Here is an 18,936-nt window from a genome sequence, read left to right on the forward strand (position 1 = left end):
GTTACTTTAAAAAATCCATTACCTGCCCAAACACCTGCTCTCCCGTGAAGCCGAACTTTTCATCCAACACGGTGGCCGGGGCCGAGTGCCCAAAATGGCCCAAGCCAAAGACCTTGCCGTTGGGGCCCGCCAAGGGTTCCAAATTAATGGGCAGGCCGGCGGTGAGTCCAAATATGGGCCTGTCCGTTGGAATCACCTTCTGTTGGTACTCCCTGGGCTGCTGCCTAAAGATGCCCTCTGAGGGTATGGAGGCAATGTTTACCTTGAGGCCGGCTTTTTCCTTCAACAAGGCGGCGGCATCGACCAAGGTGGACACTTCGGAGCCGTTTGCAATGAGCACCACGTCCGGATCGGACGTTTCCTGTACCAGATAGCCGCCCTTTTCCGCTTGTTGGGCCGCTTGGTAGCGATCACCGTCCATGGCCGACACATCCTTGATGCCCTGTCGGGACAAAATGAGCCCGGTGGGCGTGCTGGAGTTTTCCATGGCCATTTTCCAGGCGATGTTGGTCTCGGCGGAATCTGCCGGACGTATGGCCACAAAACTCTGTTGGTGACTGTGGTTCTGCACCTTTTCCAACAAGCGTATCTGTGCTTCCTGTTCAATGGGCTGGTGGGTGGGTCCATCTTCCCCTACCCTAAAGGCATCATGGGTCCAAACGTATTTTACGGGAAGCTCTTGTATGCAACTGAGCCTAATGGCCGGTTTCATATAATCCGAAAAGACAAAGAACGTGGCCACGACGGGGATCACCCCACCGTGCAGTGCGATCCCGTTGGCTATGGCCGCCATGGTGAGCTCTGCCACGCCAGATTGCAAAAAGGCCCCTGAGAAATCCCCTTTTTTGAGAATGGTGGTCTTTTTAAGGAATCCATCGGTCTTATCACTGTTGGAGAGGTCTGCAGAAGAAACGATCATGTTCTCCACATGATCTGCCAGATATCCCAAAACGGCAGAAGAGGCCGCTCGGGTGGCCAAGCCCTCTTTATGGGCAATGCCCTTGAAATCCAGTTCCGGCAAGGTTCCGGAAAGGAAATGGTCCAGTTTATCGGCCAGGGCCGTGTGCTCCTTTCGCCACTGGGCAATTTGGGCCTTCTTTTGGGCGGCAGCCTGTTTCTTGCGCTCCAAAATGGCATCATAGAACGGTTTCACCTCGGCAAAAACATCAAAGGGTCGGTCCACACGGGCACCCAGGTGCTTCATGGTCATCGGATAATCGGCGCCGGTGGCACCAATGGGTTTTCCGTGCAGTTCCGTATGGCCCTCATAGGGACTGCCATCGGCAGTGACACACCCCTTCCCCATAATGGTCTGACCAATGATCAGGGTGGGTTTTTCGGTCTCGGCCCGGGCATCTTTCAGGGCTTTTCTGATCTGTGCGTGATCGTGGCCATCAATGGTCACCACCTTCCAGCCCCAAGCCTCGTATTTTTTTGCGGTATCCTCGGAAGTGACCTCATCGGTCTTTGAGGAAAGTTGCACGTCATTGCTGTCATAGAACATGATGAAGTTGTTAAGCCCCAAATGTCCCGCCAACCTTCCCGCTCCTTGGGAAATCTCTTCCTGTACCCCACCGTCCGAAATAAATCCGTACACCTTGTGGTCCATCCAATTTCCAAACCGGGCGGCCAGGAACTTCGCCGCTATGGCCGCGCCCACTCCCATGGTATGGCCTTGCCCCAGCGGTCCCGAGGTATTCTCCACGCCCCGGGCCACATCCACCTCCGGGTGCCCTGGGGTCACGGAGCCCCACTGCCTAAAATTGGCAATATCTTCTTTTTGGTAGAGGCCCAAAAGGTAGTATTGGGCGTACATTAGGGAAGAAAGGTGTCCCGCGTCCATAAAGAAACGATCCCGAAACGGCCAGTGCATGTCCGTGGGATCGTAATTGAAAAATTCTGAGTAGAGGATGTGCATGAAATCGGCCCCGCCCATGGGCCCACCGGGGTGGCCGGAATTGGCCTTTTCCACCATGGCTATGGCCAAGGCCCTAATATTGTCTGCGGCTAAATGATCTGGATTTTTGCTCATTGCTTAATACTTACTGAGGTACGCTATTGGTTTTGTTAAATTTGGGCTCAAAGATACCTGATTTATCGCCCTAAGAAAAATAAATTGGGCCCTGTAAAACGGAATTTTTGACCCGAACACCCTGAAAGGGAAGTCCAAAGAAGATGAAAGCCCCCCGGCGGCCATTGTCAAAGGGAATGTCAAGGGCGGGCCAACATTAAATATGGGCCCACACTCGCAGAGTGGTTGCCCTAAACTAAACGAGGGTGTCCCGGCTGATCTCTTTATCTGGATCCATCATATAGGTGATAATGTTGCCGTTCTCCAAGACCTCCACCACCCGAAAGCCCCGGTACGCGGTGCCCCAGCTACCTCCCACGTGCGAATCAAAGATACAGGGCAGCCCCTGTTCCATATAGATGCCATCTTCCTCGTGTTCATGACCGTGGAAAATGGCCTTCACCTGTGGATATGCGGACAGCAGTTGAAACAGGGCCGGGGTATCTATGGCGTGCTCGGTCCATTTTTTCTGAGGAATGTGCAGAAAGAGAAAAACGTTTTGATCGGAAGACGCTTCCAAGGCGCCTTCCAGCCACTGCAGGTCTGGAGACAAATATTCTCCCACCTCATTGCTGGTGGTCATTAAGAGCATGGTCTGGTTCTCCACATCTATACGGTGGTTCACGGGCGTGCCCCAAATGGCCTCCCATTGTGCGGCCGGTATGCGGTCATGGTTGCCCTGGGTGGCGTAAACCGGCATACGGAGCTTGGAAAACCTTTTTTGGGCCTTGGGCATAAATTTGGGGTCATCGTGGATAATATCGCCATTGAGCACACAGAAGGCCACGGGGAGGCGGTCGTGAAATGCGTTCAGTTTTCGCACCAGCTGTTTGGCCATGGCCCTGTACGGGGTTTTGGGCTGCCCGTAGTGCGCATCCGAGGCCACCACAAACCGCAGGGCCACGTCTGATTCCCAGGACAAAGGGCCCGCAGCCCATAGGTTCTTGACCCCCGTTGAGGTGATAAGGGTGGCGGCAGCGGCAAACTGGCCAATAAAAGCCCGCCGCCCGTTGTTGTTTTTCATCTGTTGATATTTATTTGATTTTTCAAGGTCAGACCTACCCATTCCGGTTCAGGCGGGTGTAATTCGCCCATCAACATTTCGGTTGGTATCCAGCATTGTTATGGCTCATTTCATTTTGACCTTCATCATCTGCTAAAAATAACACTAATTCAAGGAATCCCAAACCAGGGTTTGCCCTTCAAAGGTTTTGTGAGGTCCCGTACGTCTTCCATATGTTGGTGCAGATGCACCTTGGAGAGGGTGTCACGGCCATCATGACAACGCTGCCCGGGTTACGCCCTTAAAAACAGAGCCCCCCCTGTTTACGAAAAGGGCGGGGGATTACTGCTAAAAGGTTTGGGTTTACCGAGCTCCCGCCCTATCTTGCAAGGTCTTAAACCCAAGAGCTATGCAGCAGTTGTTACACGATACTTACGGCGCTTTTTTTGAGGAGGCGCTATTGAACGAGATTCAGGAGGTGGGCCACTTAAAGGAGGTTCCCGCCAACGGCAAGTTAATGGACATTGGATCCTATATCAAGGGAATGCCCTTGCTGCTTACCGGTGCCATAAAAGTGCTGCGGGAAGACGAGGAGGGCAATGAGCTATTGCTCTATTATCTGGAGCAGGGCGAAACCTGCTCGATGACCCTGACCTGTTGCATGGGCCATACCAAGAGTGAAATCAGGGCCATTGCCGAAACGGACACCCAGCTGGTGATGGTACCTGTACAGAAAATGGATGAATGGACGGCAAAGTACACGTCCTGGCGCAATTTTGTCTTTAACAGTTACCAGAACCGGTTCAATGAACTCCTTGCCACTTTGGACGGCATCGCATTTCACAGATTGGACATGCGCCTGGTGAACTATCTGAAGGAAAAAGCGCGCATCACCGAGAACCAGCGCATCAACAACACCCACCAAGAGATCGCCTATGAGCTGCACAGCAGCAGGGTGGTCATTTCCAGGCTGCTGAAAAAACTGGAGCAAATGGGCAAAATATCCCTGCACCGGAATTACATTGAACTGCACACCCTATGAACAAAGCCCCAAACTGTTGTTGGGCAACCCAAGGGCAAGGGAGCCCATGTCGCGCCCTTGTGTGACCCAAGTCACTTTGCACGCCCCCAAAACGCCCTATTTTTGCATGGAACCGTTAAGAAAAGGGAAGACGACCTGGGCGGTTTTCCCAGGTTGCTTCCAAGCCATGAAACAACCCCATAAAAACCCATATCATGAAAGTTGAACAGATCTATACCGGATGCCTGGCCCACGCGGCCTATTACATTGAGCACAATGGCGAGGCTGCCATTTTTGACCCCCTGCGCGAAGTGGGGCCCTACCTGCAACGTGCCCAGAAGGACAAGGCCACCATTAAATATGTCTTCGAGACCCACTTCCACGCCGATTTTGTGAGCGGACATCTGGACCTGAGAAAAAAGACCGGGGCAGACATTGTCTTTGGTCCCCTGGCCCAACCGGGATACGAAGCCATCATAGCCGAGGACGGACAGCTATTTAAGGTGGGCGGTTATGGCATCAAGGTGATCCACACCCCGGGACATACCATGGAAAGCACCACCTACCTGCTCTTGGATGAGCACGGGAAGGAACACGGCATCATTACGGGAGACACCCTCTTTATTGGGGATGTTGGGCGGCCCGACCTAGCCCAGCACGTGGTGGCCGACCTTACCGAGGAAAAGCTGGCCGGACATCTGTACGACTCCTTGCGCAACAAGATCATGCCACTGGACGATGACCTCATTGTGTATCCCAACCACGGCGCCGGATCTGCCTGTGGAAAAAAGATGAGCACGGAGACCACCGATACCTTGGGCAATCAGAAAAAAACGAACTATGCCCTTAGGGCAGACATGACCAAGGAGGAGTTCATCAAGGAGCTGCTCACGGGGCTCACCGCACCTCCGGGATACTTTCCGCAGAACGTACTCATGAACATAAAGGGATACGAAAGCCTGGATACCATAATGGAACGCGGCACCACCGCCCTGGACCCGGATGCCTTTGAAGCGGCGGCCAATGAGACCGGGGCCCTGGTCCTGGACACAAGAGGGGCGGGCGACTTTTCCAAAAACTTCATTCCAAATAGCATTAACATTGGTCTTGAGGGAAGTTTTGCCCAGTGGGTGGGCGAGATGGTCCCAGACGTAAAACAGCCCATTCTCCTGGTCACCTATCCCGGCGCAGAGGAAGAGGCCATTACCCGGCTCTCCAGGGTGGGCTATGACCAGACCCTGGGCTACCTCAAAGGCGGATTTGAAGCCTGGAAGGCCTCGGGAAAGGAAACGGACCACTTGGACCGCATCTCGGCGAAACAATTGGAGGCAGCGCTCCAAGCCAATGGCCTCATGGTGTTCGATGTCAGAAAAAAGAGCGAATACGATTCCGAGCATATGGTGGGTGCCATACACGTGCCGCTTAACGAAATAAACCAGCATCTGGCACGGTTCCCAAAAGACAGGGCCTTTACCCTGCACTGTGCGGGCGGATACCGCAGCATGATCGCCGCCTCCATACTGAAACAACGGGGATGGGACAATTTCACGGACGTGGAAGGCGGTTTTGCCGATATGGTGAAGACCGGCATTCCAAAGACCGACTATGTCTGCCCCACAACCCTGTTGTAGTGGGCACGGCATAAAAGCGAGGTTTTTTGTTTTGGCAATGCCCAAGGGGCCCTGCGGACCATGACCTGCGGGGCCCTTTGCCTTTGTCTCCTTTTGGCAACACGGGCATCCGAACACGGGGACCGCCCCAATCCCGGAATGAGGCACCTTTTTTTTCCAGATGATGTAACGGACTTTGGTCATTAGGGTGCCCCCGATCAAGACCTTTTCAATGGCGGTGTGGCCATTGGCCAGGGGCATCGGGCGCACGTCAGGGCGATCGGTTTTGCAGGGAGGTACGGCCATGATGGAATTTTTAAGGCATCATCTGATTTTATTGGAGCTATGTGACCTAGGTCACAGTATGGAAGAAGCCCGGTACCTATCTTTGTGCCAGTACCACATTACAAGACAGACAAACCCTGTGCAAATGCGATGCCATTGCTTGGAACAAGAGATAAAAATACGGTGCAAAACCTACGATTTTGGTTGGTTGTTTTAGGAAAACGGTCTTAGTGATTAGGGGCCGTTTTCCTTTTTTTATAAATGGACCCCATTATTTGATGGCCCAAGGGGGCAACTTCAACATAATGGCCAAAAACCAAACCAACAAAGAGCAAGTTGCCACCAATGGGCAAGTTGACTTTTTTGAAACAAAAACATCAAAAAAAAAAAAAAAAAAACAGCGCGGCGTAAATCATTCAACTTAAACAAGAACCATGTCATTTTTTAGCAAGCTTTTAGGGAAATCCACTACTTCAGAGCATATAAAAATATTGGAGCCCCAAGATTTTGAAACGGGAATACGCTCCAAAAAAACACAGCTCATTGACGTCAGGACCGCGGGCGAGTACCGCGGCGGACACATTAAAAATGCGACCAATGCCGATGTCTCCAACCCGGCATTCTTTGCCCAAGTGTGTGAAAAAATGAGCCGAGAACAGCCGGTGTACCTCTATTGCCGCTCGGGTGCCCGCAGCCGTATGGCGGCCAAAAAACTGGTGGCCATGGGCTTTACGGAGATCTACGACCTCAGAGGGGGCTATCTGCGCTGGCCTCATTGATTCCTGGCGGCAACGCCATAGCGGTGCCTCCAAAAGCGCTTCAACCCAAAAAGACAAACAATGAAAACAACCCTGACCCTACAAAACTTAAAATGCGGTGGGTGCGCCAACACCATCACCAAAAACCTGCGCTCCCTACCCGGCCTGGCCCATTTGCAAATTGATCGGGACACCTCCCAGGTTTCCTTTGAGGCCAACAACGAAAAGGTGATCACAAAGTTGAAGGAATCACTGCGAAAAATGGGCTACCCCGCCGTGGGCCAGGACAACCCCCTGATGGCCAAGGCCAAGTCTTACCTGAGCTGTGCCAAAGGAAAAATGGACGGCAATGGATAACCACAAGACATTTCCCCTTATGGTACGGGCCTCCTGGGTGCTGGGTATCATTTTGACCCTAGGATGCAAAGAAGGTCCAAACCAAAAAGAAAAAGACCTTGCAGGGGACACTACCGAAACGGCACTTACCGCCACAAACCATTACTTGGCAGGCAAAAAAACAATGGAAAACCAATGTTACGTTTGCCATAGCCCCACAGCAACGGAAGCCGAACGCATTGGCCCGCCCATGGCGGCCATCAAAGCACGGTATGTAATGGAATACCCCGAGAAGTCCGACTTTGTCGCTGCCCTCTGGCGTTTTGTGGAAAAACCAAGTGAAGAAAAGGCCCTGATGAAAGGAGCGGTTCGTCGCTTTGGACTGATGCCCTACCAACACTATGAGCAGACCAAGATCAAAAACGTGGCCGCCTTTCTGTACGATTACGAGGTCGAGGAGCCCTCCTGGTTTGCCGCCCATTGGAACGAGCGCCACGGGGATGGCAACTACCAACAACAAGGGAAACCTTGGCAAACAGACAAAGAAGAGGCCAAAACCCCTACTGAACTGGGCATGCACTATGCCAGTACCACCAAGCAATTGCTGGGAAAAAACCTCATGGGCACCATACAAAAAAAGGGAACCATGGCCGCCCTGGAATTTTGCAACGTACAGGCATATCCGCTAACGGACAGCATGGCCACAGTGTACGGGGCACGCATTAAAAGGGTGTCGGACAGGCCCAGAAATCCTGAAAACAAGGCAAGCGCAAAAGAGCGCAAGCACATTGAACGGTTCAAGTTGGCACTGGCCCGTGGGGAAACGTACGAACCCATTGTGGAAGAAGACGGAACAGACGTCCATTTCTACTATCCGATCATTACCAACACCAAATGTCTGCAGTGCCATGGTGTGCCCAATAAGGACATATCCTCTGAGGTACATCAGGGCATAAAACAACTTTACCCAAAGGATCTGGCGGTAGATTACAAAGTGAACGAGGTACGCGGAATGTGGAGCATCCATTTTTCTGAAACGCCCTGAACCCCATCCGTTCCCAATGGGACCTACTTTCATGCCTCAATGGGCAAAACGGTTTTTAAATCCAATCCATTCTTCCCGTACCAAGGCTGTTTGCCAGTGGGAATCTCACCCCTTCTTTTTAAAAAACGCCACCAACAGTTCGTTCAACTCCTTGGCGTGGGTCACGTTAAGTCCGTGGGGAGCCCCGGGAATCACTTCGTACTCATTGTTTTTGATGCCCTTGGCCGCTTGGTCCGAAGCCGTGGCCATGGGCACGGTTTGATCGGCCGCCCCATGCACAATAAGGGTGGGAACGCTCATATGGTGCAGCTCCGGCCTAAAATCGGTATGCATCCAAGAGAGGGCCGCCTGCACGGTGGCCCTGGGCGAGGCCATGGAGGCAATGGCAAAATCATAGTCCAACTGGGCGGCACTTACCCGTTCTCCATTCAGCTGGTCATAATTGTAAAAGCCCTTGTGAAAGTTCTTTAGAAATCCAACCCGATCCTTCCAAAGGGCTTCCTTGATGCCATCCAAAACCTCAAGGGGCACCCCGTTGGGATTGTCGTCTTTTTGCTTCACCAGGGGAATAATGGAACTGACCAACACCGCTTTGGCAATGCGGTCTGCTCCATAATTGGTAAAATACCGCACCACTTCCCCACCGCCCATGGAAAAGCCCACCAAAATGGCCTCTTTTAGGTCCAGTTGCGTCATTATGGCGTGAAGGTCCGAGGCAAGGCCATCGTAATCATAACCGTTCCAGGGTGCGGAGGAGGCACCGAAGCCCCTTCGATCATAAGAAATGCACCGATATCCCTCCTGTACCAACCGCCATACCTGATGCTCCCAAACCTTTCTTCCCAAAGGCCATCCGTGGATCAGGACCACAGGCTGGCCCTCACCGTAATCTTCATAAAACAAATCTACCTTCTCTTTGTCCGCAGTGTTCGTGATAAATGGCATAATGTATTTTTTAGGTTGAAAAATAATTGATTGGCACCGCCAAAGGGTTTTGTAATCTGAGGGTTGCCTAGAAATTAAAATTCAGTTTCTTGTCAATGCCTCTTGGTCTTGCCCCCGAGGTAGTTTACTTTCACCTTAAAAATACGAAAATCCACTGAACAACCATCCGCCAATGAAAAGGTGCCCCGTGAGTACAGGCCCGGCCCTAAAAAGACGAGCGATGGGCGTTAGGTGAATCTATTTTGGAGATAATTTGCAGAACGCTGATCAGCGTTTTCGTGCTCAATGAACCCTTTGTGGCCATCCAGGCACAGGACCATGAACAATGGGCTTTATCGGTTTTCCTTTCTCGCTTCCAAAGTGGCCCGTACCTCGTTTGCCTTTTCCTCGGTAACATCATAGTCCCACATGATCCAAATGGCAATGAGGGTGCCCACAATGGGTAGTCCGGAAAAGAAGAGGCGCAATCCAAATATGGCACTTTCCGGCTGGGCGTCTGCCCCGGAGGTGAAGCCCACCACCGAAAGGATGGCGCCACTGAGACCGCCCGCAATGGCAAAGCCAAACTTTACCATCCACCAATAAATAGCTCCAAAAATGCCCTCCCTGCGCTGTCCGGTGTGCAACTCGTCCAGATCGATGACGTCTGCGGTCATGGACATCATAAGGGTAAAGAGGCCGCCAATGCCAAAGGAAAAGAAGGGAAGGGCAAAGAGAAAGAGATAGGGTTTGCCCGGCACAAACAAAAACCAGAACATGACATAGCCCATAATGGAAATGCCCTGGGAAACCAAAAACGCCCGTTTCTTGCCCATGGCCTTGGACATTTTTGCCACAATGGGAATCACCAAAAAAGTGGTGACCAAGGCACCAACGCTCCCAAAAAGGGTGGGCCATATCCCAGCGGCCCCGGTGTCCCCGGCAAAAAGGTGGTAAACGATAATGAAAAAGGTGAAGCTGGCCACCGTATTGAAGGCGTTGAAGATAAAAAAGGTAGAGATACAGAGTTTCCTGAACGGCGCGGAGGTAAAGGCCTCCTTAAAGCCCAGCACGATCTCATTAAGGCTACCGCCAATGTTCTTTAGCGTTAGGGGCGAGTAATCCTTTTCCAAGGTAGATTCGCTCTTGATGAAAATAGCGGGCACCATGGCAAACAGCATACAGATGATGCCCACCCAAACGGCCAGCTCCCTCACCGCCACCTCGGCCGAAACAAACCAGGTCTGATCGTACATAATGACCCAGAACCAAGGGGCCACCACCCACGCCCACTGTCCGATCCACTGGGCAACGGCCATAATATCGGTACGTTCGTGAAAATCGTTGCTCATTTCATATCCCATGGCCACGTAGGGCACGCTAAAAATGGTGAGCCCCAGATAGAACACAAAGGACCACAACAAAAAATAGGCGAAATTATAATCCACACCATTCTCCCGGAACAACTGCCACATGACCACAAAAGAAATACCCATGATCAGGGCCCCTATAAAAACGTACTGGCGCCTTCTTCCCCATTTGGATTTTGTGTTGTCTGAAATAAACCCCATAATGGGATCGGTAATGGAGTCAAAGAACCGGGGGGCAAGGGACACCACGCCCCACATCCAGCCGGGAAAACCAAGGTCCTGCACCAAGACCACAATGAAGATGCCAATGACCGCGGGGAACATTTGGTTGGCCAACATGCCCACCCCAAAGGCCACTTTTTGGCCAAAGGGCACGGGGCTTTTAATGGATTGTACTTGTTCTTTCATTGCTTTTGTTTTTGGTTCTTATCCGCTGTACAGAGGTTCGGAGCTTCCCCATTGTTTCCCCTTATGGGCCTTGGTAGGCTTTCTTGACCACGGAAAAGGTGGCTTTTTTGTTTCGTTCCAGGTCCACGATGCCCCAGTGCTCCTCGTTGGGTGCCCCATCATAGGGAACCCCACTGCTGTTGGGTGCCCAACCACCTTGATCTTGTTGCCCATTGTTGCCCGATTTCCACCAACCATCGGTAAACTGAAAAACGGCCACACCGGAACAAATGTCGCGATGGTTAAAAACGGACTGCAAGATCTTGGCATTGGCGTCTGCCTGGGCCTTTTGGTTAAGCCCTTGGGCATAGCCGTTTTTTTCAATGGCCATAAAACTATCGGCTCCCGCTTCGGAGAGGTACATCGGGGCATTGCTCTTTTGCTGCCATTCCCTGAAAATGGCGCTGGGATCGTCCCAACGGTACACGTTCATTCCCCAAACATCGATATTGGGGTTCATGGCCAGGGCCAGGGAATCGGGAAGTTCCCCGTGGGCCGTGGTCACGGGATGGTTGGCATCTTCCTGCTTAAGGACCGCGGCGGCACGGTTCATGGCCGTGTACCAGTTACGGATATCGTCCCCAAACCATTTGGGATGGTAATTGTACTCATTTCCCAGCTCCCACATTAAAATGGACGGATGGTCCTTGTATGCCTTCACGTAATCCACATAGGTGCCACTGCGCACATCGAACCGCCCCCCTTGGTCATAGCCAAAGCCAATGATCACTTTTAGACCTTTGGCCGCGATGGCGTCCAAGACGTCGCTGTCGGTTATGGGCTCATAGACCCTGATGGTATTGATGCCGGCCTCCACCATGAGGTCCAGGTCCTTGTCCAAGTGGTCAAAACTCCTTGTGCTGCTTCCCCGGGGCACGGGATGGTAACAAATGCCCTTGATGGTATAAGGGGCGCCGTTGAGCAAAATCTGCCTTCCAGACACGGTTATGGCATTGGGTTCGGCCACTGGAACACAACCAATGACCAGCACCAAACCCAAGAGAAAAATGCTGCCAACGGACCCGATCACCGCTATGGCCAAATGTCTGCAACGTTCCATTATTCTGGTGTTTTAGGTTCGGGAGGAGGCATGACGGTGGCCATAAGGGAATCCAAACGACCGTTAAAGGTCTTTGCCACATGCACCCCGTTGCGGCCCAAACCTTGAAACAGTCGTTCATCCACCAAGGGCCATAGGGCGTATTTGGCCTGTCCGGATACGGTAAAAAGGCCAAAGTGGTTTTCGGAACCAAAGGGGTTCCCAGCATCTTTCCAAGGCTCGTCAAAGGCTTCAAAATAAAAACAGGCCATCCCGGCCTCGCGGGTCCAACTGCGCATGTGCCGGTAGTAGAGTGCCTGTTTGTACTCATCCGTGGCCCGCGAACCTTTGGGGCCGTAAAAAGCATTGGAAACGGTGGCCCAACCGGTCTCCCCAATATGGATGGGCTTGTTGGCCCCAATGCTGCGCATGTAATCGTACACGGCCTGGTACTGGGCCATGGCATGGTCCCGGGCCCGAAGCATGGCCACCTCGATTTTTTCTTCTTTGGTCAGGTCAGATTTGGGCATGGGCCGTTCCCAAAACCCCGGATTGTAGTGGGTATCGTGCATGGGATAGGTATGTACCGAAAGAAAATCTACCGCGTGGATCAGCTCTTCCAGTGCGGGCACATGGTATTCTGCGCCGCCCCTGCCCCAAGCAGCGAAATTGTCCGAGCTGGTGATCCATACATCGGGCAGCAGTTGGCCCTTGGCCTTGAGCCCTTGCAAATGGTTCACCCAAGACAATACGATCTGGGGTTCCACATAATAGCCACTGGCCCATTTAACCATGGCCTCATTGCCCACGGCGATCACTTTAACAATGTCCGGATGGGCATTGGCCAAGCGTACCGCTTCGGCTATCTCCACCGCGTTGCGTTCACTGTTCTCGGTACGCACCAGCTCCCGATCGGTCCAGGCATTTTTGCAATCGATCCAAGCCCCGAGCATCACGTACATTTCAAACTGGGGCCGCTCTTCCTTTAATTCGGAAATGGCCTTGAGCACATTGGCCGCGTGGGGCAAGTGCACATTATAGGTGCGCAACAGCCCAATGCCCATAGCGGATAGCAAGCGCATATCTTCCTTGATCTGGGCCACAGTGGGCTGCACGTCCCGCGCGTCCTGCCTGTACCCGCCATAGGAAATGGCCAAGTAGTCCGGGTGGCCCAAAATTTCCCGGGCCTTGAGGGCCACCCCGCTCCCACTCCCTAAAGGCTTGTCCCCTTTTCTGTCTTGTGTGCCACAGGATAGGGACAACGAGAGCATCAGAAGGACACCACCTACAGAAATGGACAACGGTGTTCTCATTTTTTATGGTTTGATGATGTTTACCTCAATGCGGTCGATAGCTCCTGTTCGTCCAAAGACCGAGGCGCTCAGTTCAGGGTCCAGTGCATGTCCTGCCAGCAACTTTTGCGTTCCGTTGGAGAAATGGACAAGGATGCCTTCCTCTTCAAACAGACGGTATTTTATGGGAATCTGGCAATAGGTGAAGCCCAGGGTATCTTTTTCCAGGGCCATACTTTGCACGCTGCCATTCAAGGCAACATATTCAAAATGTGAGGCTTCTTTCAAAAATTCATCCTTGAGCAACAAATACGGCCTAAAATGCAGTTGTCCGCCCCGCACAAAAACCCCCAACTCGCCAAATCTGCTCAAAATGTCCTCTTTCACCTGACCTGTCATCCCGGGTTGCTGGGCACCCTTTCCGCCGGGCGTGTGCGAGTAGGGATCGGTGGGAAAGGCACCGTACAGCCCGGGCGATTTATGTACCCCGATACCCGCGTTGATCTCAAAGTAATGCTCCAGGAGCCTGCCCGCCACTTCTTTGGATTCCCCCTTTTCCAAGGCCGCCAGGCAACACTCCTGCACCGCCAACAACAGTTTGGAAACCATGTGCCAGTAAATGGAGCCCAGGCCCTCGTACCCATAAAAGGTTCCGGACCGTCCCGTAAAGGCCTTGTGGTTAAAGACCTCCTCAAAGAGCTGGGCCAAAAGGGGGGCTTCCTTTTTGGCCAAGGCCTGGTAGGTCTCGTCCAGATCTTTCAAGGCCCGTTCCAAGCTTTTTACATTATTGAAATGTCCGTTGAAGTGAATACCTCCAAGACTATCTTTTTCAATGATTTGGGTATTGCCCTCTTCCACGAGCCTAAGCAATAGGGCCGAACGGTCAAGGGCTTCCTTGGGTAGGGTGTTTCGATCTACGAACCGGGGCAATGTCTTATTGGGGTATAGTAGGTAACTGTATTGATCTTCACGAAAAAGGGCACTTTCTTTCAGCGCATCCAATACGTCAAGGGATTGGGAGGCATCCAAGAATCCACTGCTGAGAACGGCCACTTGGCCCTCCAACATTTCACTGAGGTGCCCAATGGATACCGATTGGTCTTTTTCTACCGTCATAAGGTTGTAGGCGTGGTAGAGTCCATCTTCCCGCCGGTTGGCGGTGATGCTCTGGTCCGTAAGGGCCAACATCCTTTTCACGAAGACCAAGAGCATTTGTTTTTGCACCTCCATTTGCCGTCCAGAAAACCCATTGTCATAAATCCCTTGCCGGTACCAGCTCGCCGCTGTTCCCAACACATCCATCAAAGCACGGCGGGCGGTGCCGTCCCATCCGCGCCCCAAGGCCGGGCCTTGCTGATCCAAACCGTTCATCATTTCGGTGAAAAAGAGCCCCAGTTCTTCCGATACGGCGAAGACATCCTCTTTGGTGCTGCGGATGATGCCCCCAAAAAACCCGAGGAAGCGGCGCATGTAGTACAGGGTAACCATGGAGACCCCATTGCCCACCAGGGCGTTGTTGGCATCGTTCCATTCCGGCCTTTGGGTGTTCATCCAAATGCCCCCTTCAGGAATAAAATTAGAACATTTGGCAAGCAGGGTGGCCAACAATTTTTCCATCAGGCTCACGTGGTATATGCCCTTCCCGGCAATGTCCCACAGGGCGCCATCCGCACCCAGCTCCCCTCTCTTGTCCCTAATGGCCCTGTCCCACTGGGCATCAAAGACAATGGTGTCCTTGGGGTTGGCCAGGATAGCTCCGTAACCCTTGATGCGGTAGGGCACTTGGGCATAGACAAAAAGGGCCTGGTTTCCATATTGGGCCAGCCTACCGGGGTAGTGGCGCTCCATAAATTCAAGAAACTTGAGCAGGTATATGATCTGGTGGTCTCCCCAGTACCCGATATAGGACCAGGGATCGTCCGGTTCAATGGTCTCCCAGTCAAAACCGTCCTTGGTCACCCGGTAGGGATTGTACCCATCAAAGGTGGAAGCGTTGAGGAACTTGTGCAGCATGCCCTCCATAAATTCAGGGTAGGAATGCGCCAAGGCCTCCCAATTCTGAAAGATATCGCGCCAATTTCCTTCATAATCCAGCACTTTGGAACCATCTTTTTCACTACGAAGGTTAATGGAAAACTTGTTCCAAGGCCTGCTGGGATCTCCGTGCCGCCGACTGAACTTGAGCGGTAGGTACTCCACGCACAATCGTGTAAAATCCTTGTTTTTGCTGGCCCAGGCCAAGGTTCTCAGCTCCCGGAGGGAAAAGGTGTTGGGCAGGGCTTCCCATTGGGGCCTGCTCTCTTGGCACACCCTGCGGTTGGCCTTGGAGAGATAGCGTACAAAGTCCTTTTTCCCAATGGTATAATGATCGTCAAAGATGCCGCCCCGCATGCAATTGAAGAGCACATTGGCATGGTGCCGGGTGTTCTTACGCCTATTGGCCGTGGTCTGCCGGGCATCGGCGGCTGCCGTGAGGGCCATGAGTTGCCCACTTCCCCGGGCAATGTCGCGTTCTACCACTGCCGCCAAGCCCTTGTCATTGACAATGCGTTGGCCCAGATCAATGACCTGTGCGGTGCTCTGGCCCACATCGGCCATGAAGCGCCATTCGTTTTTGCCACCCCCGGAAAGTTGCATTTCCCTGACCCCGAGATAGGCTCCTTTTTCTGCCCTTACATCGGTTTCCTGAACCACTTCCTTTCCTTCCAGAAAAGCGGGCAACTGCAAGGTGCTCAGCAAAAAAGTGGCTTGGTCCATTCCCAGGCTCCAAACCGTATTGGCCTTGAGGGCCTCGCTGGGCTCCGCTTTGTCCACAATGATGGCACTGAGGGAATAGATGCCCAGACCGGCCGGCTCCAACAACTCGTTCTTTTTATAGGCATCCACCAGATTGCTGCTGCTCTGTTGCAGGTCGGGGTCCACCCCAAAGGGCATCAGGTTCTGTAGCCCGTCCAGCACCCTGAGCTCCCTGTTTGCCGTTCCGTAGTTTTCAAGGGTACTTTTTTTTACAAAGCCGAAGATATTGCTGTTGTTCCACTGATAGCGGAAGGTGAGCTGCAGGCTGTGGTTCACCTCTTCAAAGATCACGGAATTGCCCAGCTCGTTCTTGTAGAGGTTTCTGCTGATATTGAAAGCGCCCGTAAACCGGTCCGAAAACGGACACCAGTTTTTGGTGGCCCTATTGTCCACCCATTGTACCACGGTCTTGCTTCCGGTTATTTCATAGGCTTCCGTGAGCTTATCATCCGTATAGTACGGAAAAAGTGCATGCGCGCTGTTCTTTCGCCCTGCCGAAAGTCCGCCATTACTGGACACGAACATCCAATGATCAGCATCGCTCACCACGCTCATGAAGAAGGGCCGCATCCGGTCGCTGTTGGAAATTTTGTAAAAGTGCTCGTTATCTATTTTAAGGTGCTCCATGTTCATTTCAAATGCTTGTTGCATGCATTTTTTAGGTTGATGTTGTGGACCGATTTTTCCTGCGGAACCCGTTGGCGGGACCCGACAAAAAAAAGGCCAGATACAGGTCTGGCCTTTGATCGGAAGTCTTGGCCAAGATGCTACTGATACATTCTAATGTAATCTACCTCCATGGTCGATTCCACAAAATTGGGATCCACGTCCCCGCCAAAGGTGCCGCCCATGGCCACGTTCATGATAAAGAAAAAATCTTTGTTAAAGGGTAGGCTGGCATCGTTGGGCACGGTGAAGAACACTTCCCCGTCCACGGCAAATTGGATTTGCTCTGCCGTCCATTCCATTTCATACACTTTGAATTCGTCCGACACGCCGGCCACGGTCACCGATCCCGTACGGGCATTGCCGGCGAAATTGTTGGGATCGTGGGTGGAACCAAAAATAACGTCTTGCTGATTGCCCACATGTTCCATAATGTCCATCTCGCCGGCACCCGGCCAGGGATTGGTCTCAATGTCCGCGCCGAGCATCCAGATGGCGGGCCAGGTACCACCGCCCGTGGGCAGTTTTGCCCTTGCCTCCACACGGCCATAGGTGAACTGTTGCAGGCCTTGGGTCTTTACCCTGGCCGAGGTGAAGGCCGCGCCCGAGCCCCCGGGAACGCCAAAATCAAAGAAGATGACCATACGGTCATACGTGAAGTCCGGCGCCGCAGCCAAATCAAAGGAAAGCAGTTCCCAGGCATTGGTGGTCTGGGTAGTGGCATCCACCTCAAAGAACTCGTTCGCATTGGCCGTGTTCTCTATCTTGAGGCGCACGGTGGCCCCCATTTTGGGAGACCATGCCTTGAGGTTCATCTGTTTGTTCACGGATAGGTCCAAGGCCGCGCCCAAATTGAACAGGGATCCGGCAAAGGTGGCCGCTCCCGGGCTTTTGGTGAACTGGGCCACTCTGGCCGAGGTGTTTAGCCCGGAGCTGTCCGGATTGTCAATGACCTCGGAGGCCGCACCCTCAAAAGATTCAAACCCTGGGTCTGCCCCTTCAAAGTCGGCAATGGTCTGTTGCACATCGCCGTTGGCATCCACCAGTTGAAAATCATCATAATAATAGACGGCATCACCCTCTTCCACGGCTTTTAAGGTAATTTTCAGCACATCGTCCTCCACGATGACATTATCGGCCGCATCGGTGTAGGTCTGCACCTCTTGGTTGCCCCAGCCATTGTCCCCGGTACCCAGATCATAGGTCCAGTTGGCAGGGTTTGGGGCGCCCGGCACATCGAATTCATCGGACCACACCAAGGTATTGAACACGGTCTGCAAGGTATTGTCCTCCGGTGGGGTGCCGCCTTGGTCCGCCACCGGGGTGGTGGAAAATTTATGGTACCAAGCCAAGTTGGGGTCCTTGCCATCAATGGTCCTGACGTAAAGGAAATCGTCCGTGATCTCGAGAATCTCATAACTGGAAGAACTCACATAGTAGCCCATAAAGGCATTGTTGCTAAAGTTCATCACCGTGCCCCGGGAACTAAAGGCCGGGTCTGGCACTTGAGACCAGTCCACCGAGGTGGGCGCCAGGGAAACGATGCTGGTGCCGGAGGTATCAAAGGCAAAGCAAGCGTCGCCACCGCCTTCACCACCAACAATATCCTGGTGTCCGGCATTGAAAAAGGTACTGCCATTGTTGTTTAGTTCATAGGTAAGGGCATTGTCCCCACTGTTCAGGGCAAAGGTAAGCTCATCGTCACAGAGGCAGCTGGTGGCCTCATCCGCACAGCGCTCAAAGGGGGCCGCCGCAAAAAAAGCGGGGAACCAAAATTGATCGGGCAAAAAGGCCAGGGTGGCCCCAACGCCGAGGTGACCCGGCTGTGATGCGGCCAGGTACCAGACCTTGGAGGCCTCGGTGACCACGTTGCCCTCAACATCGACATCGCCCCCGGTGAGCAGTTCCAAGGCCTCAAAATCGGAAAAATCGCTTTCCACATCCACCTCAAAAGTGGCGGATGAGCTTACCCCGCCGCGTCCGTAGGCCACCACCGAATAGGTGTAAGTGTTAAGGCCCACCCGGGTAAAGCGCTTTGTGGCCGTCCCGTCCGGACTGGTGATCTGTTCCCCATCACTAAATTTAAATATATAGGTAATGGCGTTGTTGGCACTGGCACTGAACTCCACAAAGCCCGAGCCGTCGGTGCTCACCACCGTGCTCACCTCCAGGTCCGTTGGCACCAAAATGGTGCCCAGGGTGGGTTCTTCCTCCTGACATCCAAAGGACATCAACAGAAATAAGGTATAGAAAAAATAGCTGATCTTCTTCAT

At 52.8% G+C, this 18,936-nt stretch carries 13 protein-coding genes; 5 read left to right on the forward strand and 8 right to left on the reverse strand.

The annotated features are described in order from the left end of the window. Window position 1: 1 nt before the first annotated feature. Both ACKWCC_RS00760 and ACKWCC_RS00765 read right to left on the reverse strand, forming a co-directional pair. The gene (locus tag ACKWCC_RS00760) at window positions 2-2,032 is read right to left on the reverse strand and encodes a transketolase family protein (protein ID WP_413993973.1); all 2,031 of its coding nucleotides are present in this window, start codon (window positions 2,030-2,032) and stop codon (window positions 2-4) included. 235 nt (window positions 2,033-2,267) lie between these two features. Continuing rightward, the gene (locus tag ACKWCC_RS00765; RefSeq protein ID WP_413993974.1) at window positions 2,268-3,095 is read right to left on the reverse strand and encodes a metallophosphoesterase family protein; all 828 of its coding nucleotides are present in this window, start codon (window positions 3,093-3,095) and stop codon (window positions 2,268-2,270) included. A 388-nt stretch (window positions 3,096-3,483) separates the two neighbouring features. On the opposite strand from ACKWCC_RS00765, the gene ACKWCC_RS00770 reads away from it, so the two are divergent. The 5 genes from ACKWCC_RS00770 (at window position 3,484) to ACKWCC_RS00790 (ending at window position 8,129) form a co-directional block, all read left to right on the forward strand. Continuing rightward, window positions 3,484-4,116 carry a Crp/Fnr family transcriptional regulator gene (locus ACKWCC_RS00770; RefSeq protein ID WP_413993975.1) on the forward strand — a complete coding sequence of 211 codons (633 nt, stop codon included), beginning with the start codon at window positions 3,484-3,486 and terminating at the stop codon, window positions 4,114-4,116. 194 nt (window positions 4,117-4,310) lie between these two features. Next, complete coding sequence (locus tag ACKWCC_RS00775; protein ID WP_413993976.1) at window positions 4,311-5,726, forward strand: MBL fold metallo-hydrolase; 1,416 nt, start codon at window positions 4,311-4,313, stop codon at window positions 5,724-5,726. Window positions 5,727-6,424: 698 nt separating this feature from the next. Continuing rightward, window positions 6,425-6,769, forward strand: a complete 345-nt coding sequence (locus ACKWCC_RS00780; protein WP_413993977.1) for a rhodanese-like domain-containing protein — start codon at window positions 6,425-6,427, stop codon at window positions 6,767-6,769. Between the two features lie 60 nt (window positions 6,770-6,829). Next, complete coding sequence (locus ACKWCC_RS00785) at window positions 6,830-7,105, forward strand: heavy-metal-associated domain-containing protein (RefSeq protein ID WP_413993978.1); 276 nt, start codon at window positions 6,830-6,832, stop codon at window positions 7,103-7,105. A gap of 163 nt (window positions 7,106-7,268) precedes the next feature. Continuing rightward, window positions 7,269-8,129, forward strand: coding sequence for a c-type heme family protein (locus ACKWCC_RS00790; protein ID WP_413993979.1), 861 nt, complete (start codon window positions 7,269-7,271; stop codon window positions 8,127-8,129). Window positions 8,130-8,234: 105 nt separating this feature from the next. On the opposite strand, the gene ACKWCC_RS00795 is transcribed toward ACKWCC_RS00790, so the two are convergent. From ACKWCC_RS00795 to ACKWCC_RS00820, 6 genes are all read right to left on the reverse strand, one after another. Next, window positions 8,235-9,074 carry an alpha/beta fold hydrolase gene (locus tag ACKWCC_RS00795; protein WP_413993980.1) on the reverse strand — a complete coding sequence of 280 codons (840 nt, stop codon included), beginning with the start codon at window positions 9,072-9,074 and terminating at the stop codon, window positions 8,235-8,237. A gap of 332 nt (window positions 9,075-9,406) precedes the next feature. Beyond that, on the reverse strand, window positions 9,407-10,831 hold the full coding sequence (locus tag ACKWCC_RS00800; protein WP_413993981.1) for an MFS transporter: 1,425 nt from the start codon (window positions 10,829-10,831) through the stop codon (window positions 9,407-9,409). Between the two features lie 61 nt (window positions 10,832-10,892). Beyond that, window positions 10,893-11,930, reverse strand: a complete 1,038-nt coding sequence (locus ACKWCC_RS00805) for a glycoside hydrolase family 2 TIM barrel-domain containing protein (protein ID WP_413993982.1) — start codon at window positions 11,928-11,930, stop codon at window positions 10,893-10,895. Further along, on the reverse strand, window positions 11,930-13,222 hold the full coding sequence (locus ACKWCC_RS00810; RefSeq protein ID WP_413993983.1) for a glycosyl hydrolase family 17 protein: 1,293 nt from the start codon (window positions 13,220-13,222) through the stop codon (window positions 11,930-11,932). Before ACKWCC_RS00810 ends, ACKWCC_RS00805 begins: the two co-directional genes overlap by 1 nt. 3 nt (window positions 13,223-13,225) lie before the next feature. Beyond that, window positions 13,226-16,648, reverse strand: coding sequence for a hypothetical protein (locus ACKWCC_RS00815; RefSeq protein ID WP_413993984.1), 3,423 nt, complete (start codon window positions 16,646-16,648; stop codon window positions 13,226-13,228). Between the two features lie 116 nt (window positions 16,649-16,764). Then, window positions 16,765-18,936: a family 16 glycosylhydrolase gene (locus ACKWCC_RS00820; protein WP_413993985.1), complete on the reverse strand. Its 2,172-nt coding sequence runs from the start codon at window positions 18,934-18,936 to the stop codon at window positions 16,765-16,767.

Source organism: Maribacter aquimarinus (assembly GCF_047345505.1).
In the GTDB taxonomy this organism is placed as follows: domain Bacteria; phylum Bacteroidota; class Bacteroidia; order Flavobacteriales; family Flavobacteriaceae; genus Maribacter.

Coding starts and splice junctions, on each gene's coding strand:
- ACKWCC_RS00760 (WP_413993973.1), bottom strand. CDS start 2,032: ATGAGCAAAAATCCAGATCATTTAGCCGCAGACAATATTAGGGCCTTG.
- ACKWCC_RS00765 (WP_413993974.1), bottom strand. CDS start 3,095: ATGAAAAACAACAACGGGCGGCGGGCTTTTATTGGCCAGTTTGCCGCT.
- ACKWCC_RS00770 (WP_413993975.1), top strand. CDS start 3,484: ATGCAGCAGTTGTTACACGATACTTACGGCGCTTTTTTTGAGGAGGCG.
- ACKWCC_RS00775 (WP_413993976.1), top strand. CDS start 4,311: ATGAAAGTTGAACAGATCTATACCGGATGCCTGGCCCACGCGGCCTAT.
- ACKWCC_RS00780 (WP_413993977.1), top strand. CDS start 6,425: ATGTCATTTTTTAGCAAGCTTTTAGGGAAATCCACTACTTCAGAGCAT.
- ACKWCC_RS00785 (WP_413993978.1), top strand. CDS start 6,830: ATGAAAACAACCCTGACCCTACAAAACTTAAAATGCGGTGGGTGCGCC.
- ACKWCC_RS00790 (WP_413993979.1), top strand. CDS start 7,269: ATGGAAAACCAATGTTACGTTTGCCATAGCCCCACAGCAACGGAAGCC.
- ACKWCC_RS00795 (WP_413993980.1), bottom strand. CDS start 9,074: ATGCCATTTATCACGAACACTGCGGACAAAGAGAAGGTAGATTTGTTT.
- ACKWCC_RS00800 (WP_413993981.1), bottom strand. CDS start 10,831: ATGAAAGAACAAGTACAATCCATTAAAAGCCCCGTGCCCTTTGGCCAA.
- ACKWCC_RS00805 (WP_413993982.1), bottom strand. CDS start 11,930: ATGGAACGTTGCAGACATTTGGCCATAGCGGTGATCGGGTCCGTTGGC.
- ACKWCC_RS00810 (WP_413993983.1), bottom strand. CDS start 13,222: ATGAGAACACCGTTGTCCATTTCTGTAGGTGGTGTCCTTCTGATGCTC.
- ACKWCC_RS00815 (WP_413993984.1), bottom strand. CDS start 16,648: ATGCAACAAGCATTTGAAATGAACATGGAGCACCTTAAAATAGATAAC.
- ACKWCC_RS00820 (WP_413993985.1), bottom strand. CDS start 18,936: ATGAAGAAGATCAGCTATTTTTTCTATACCTTATTTCTGTTGATGTCC.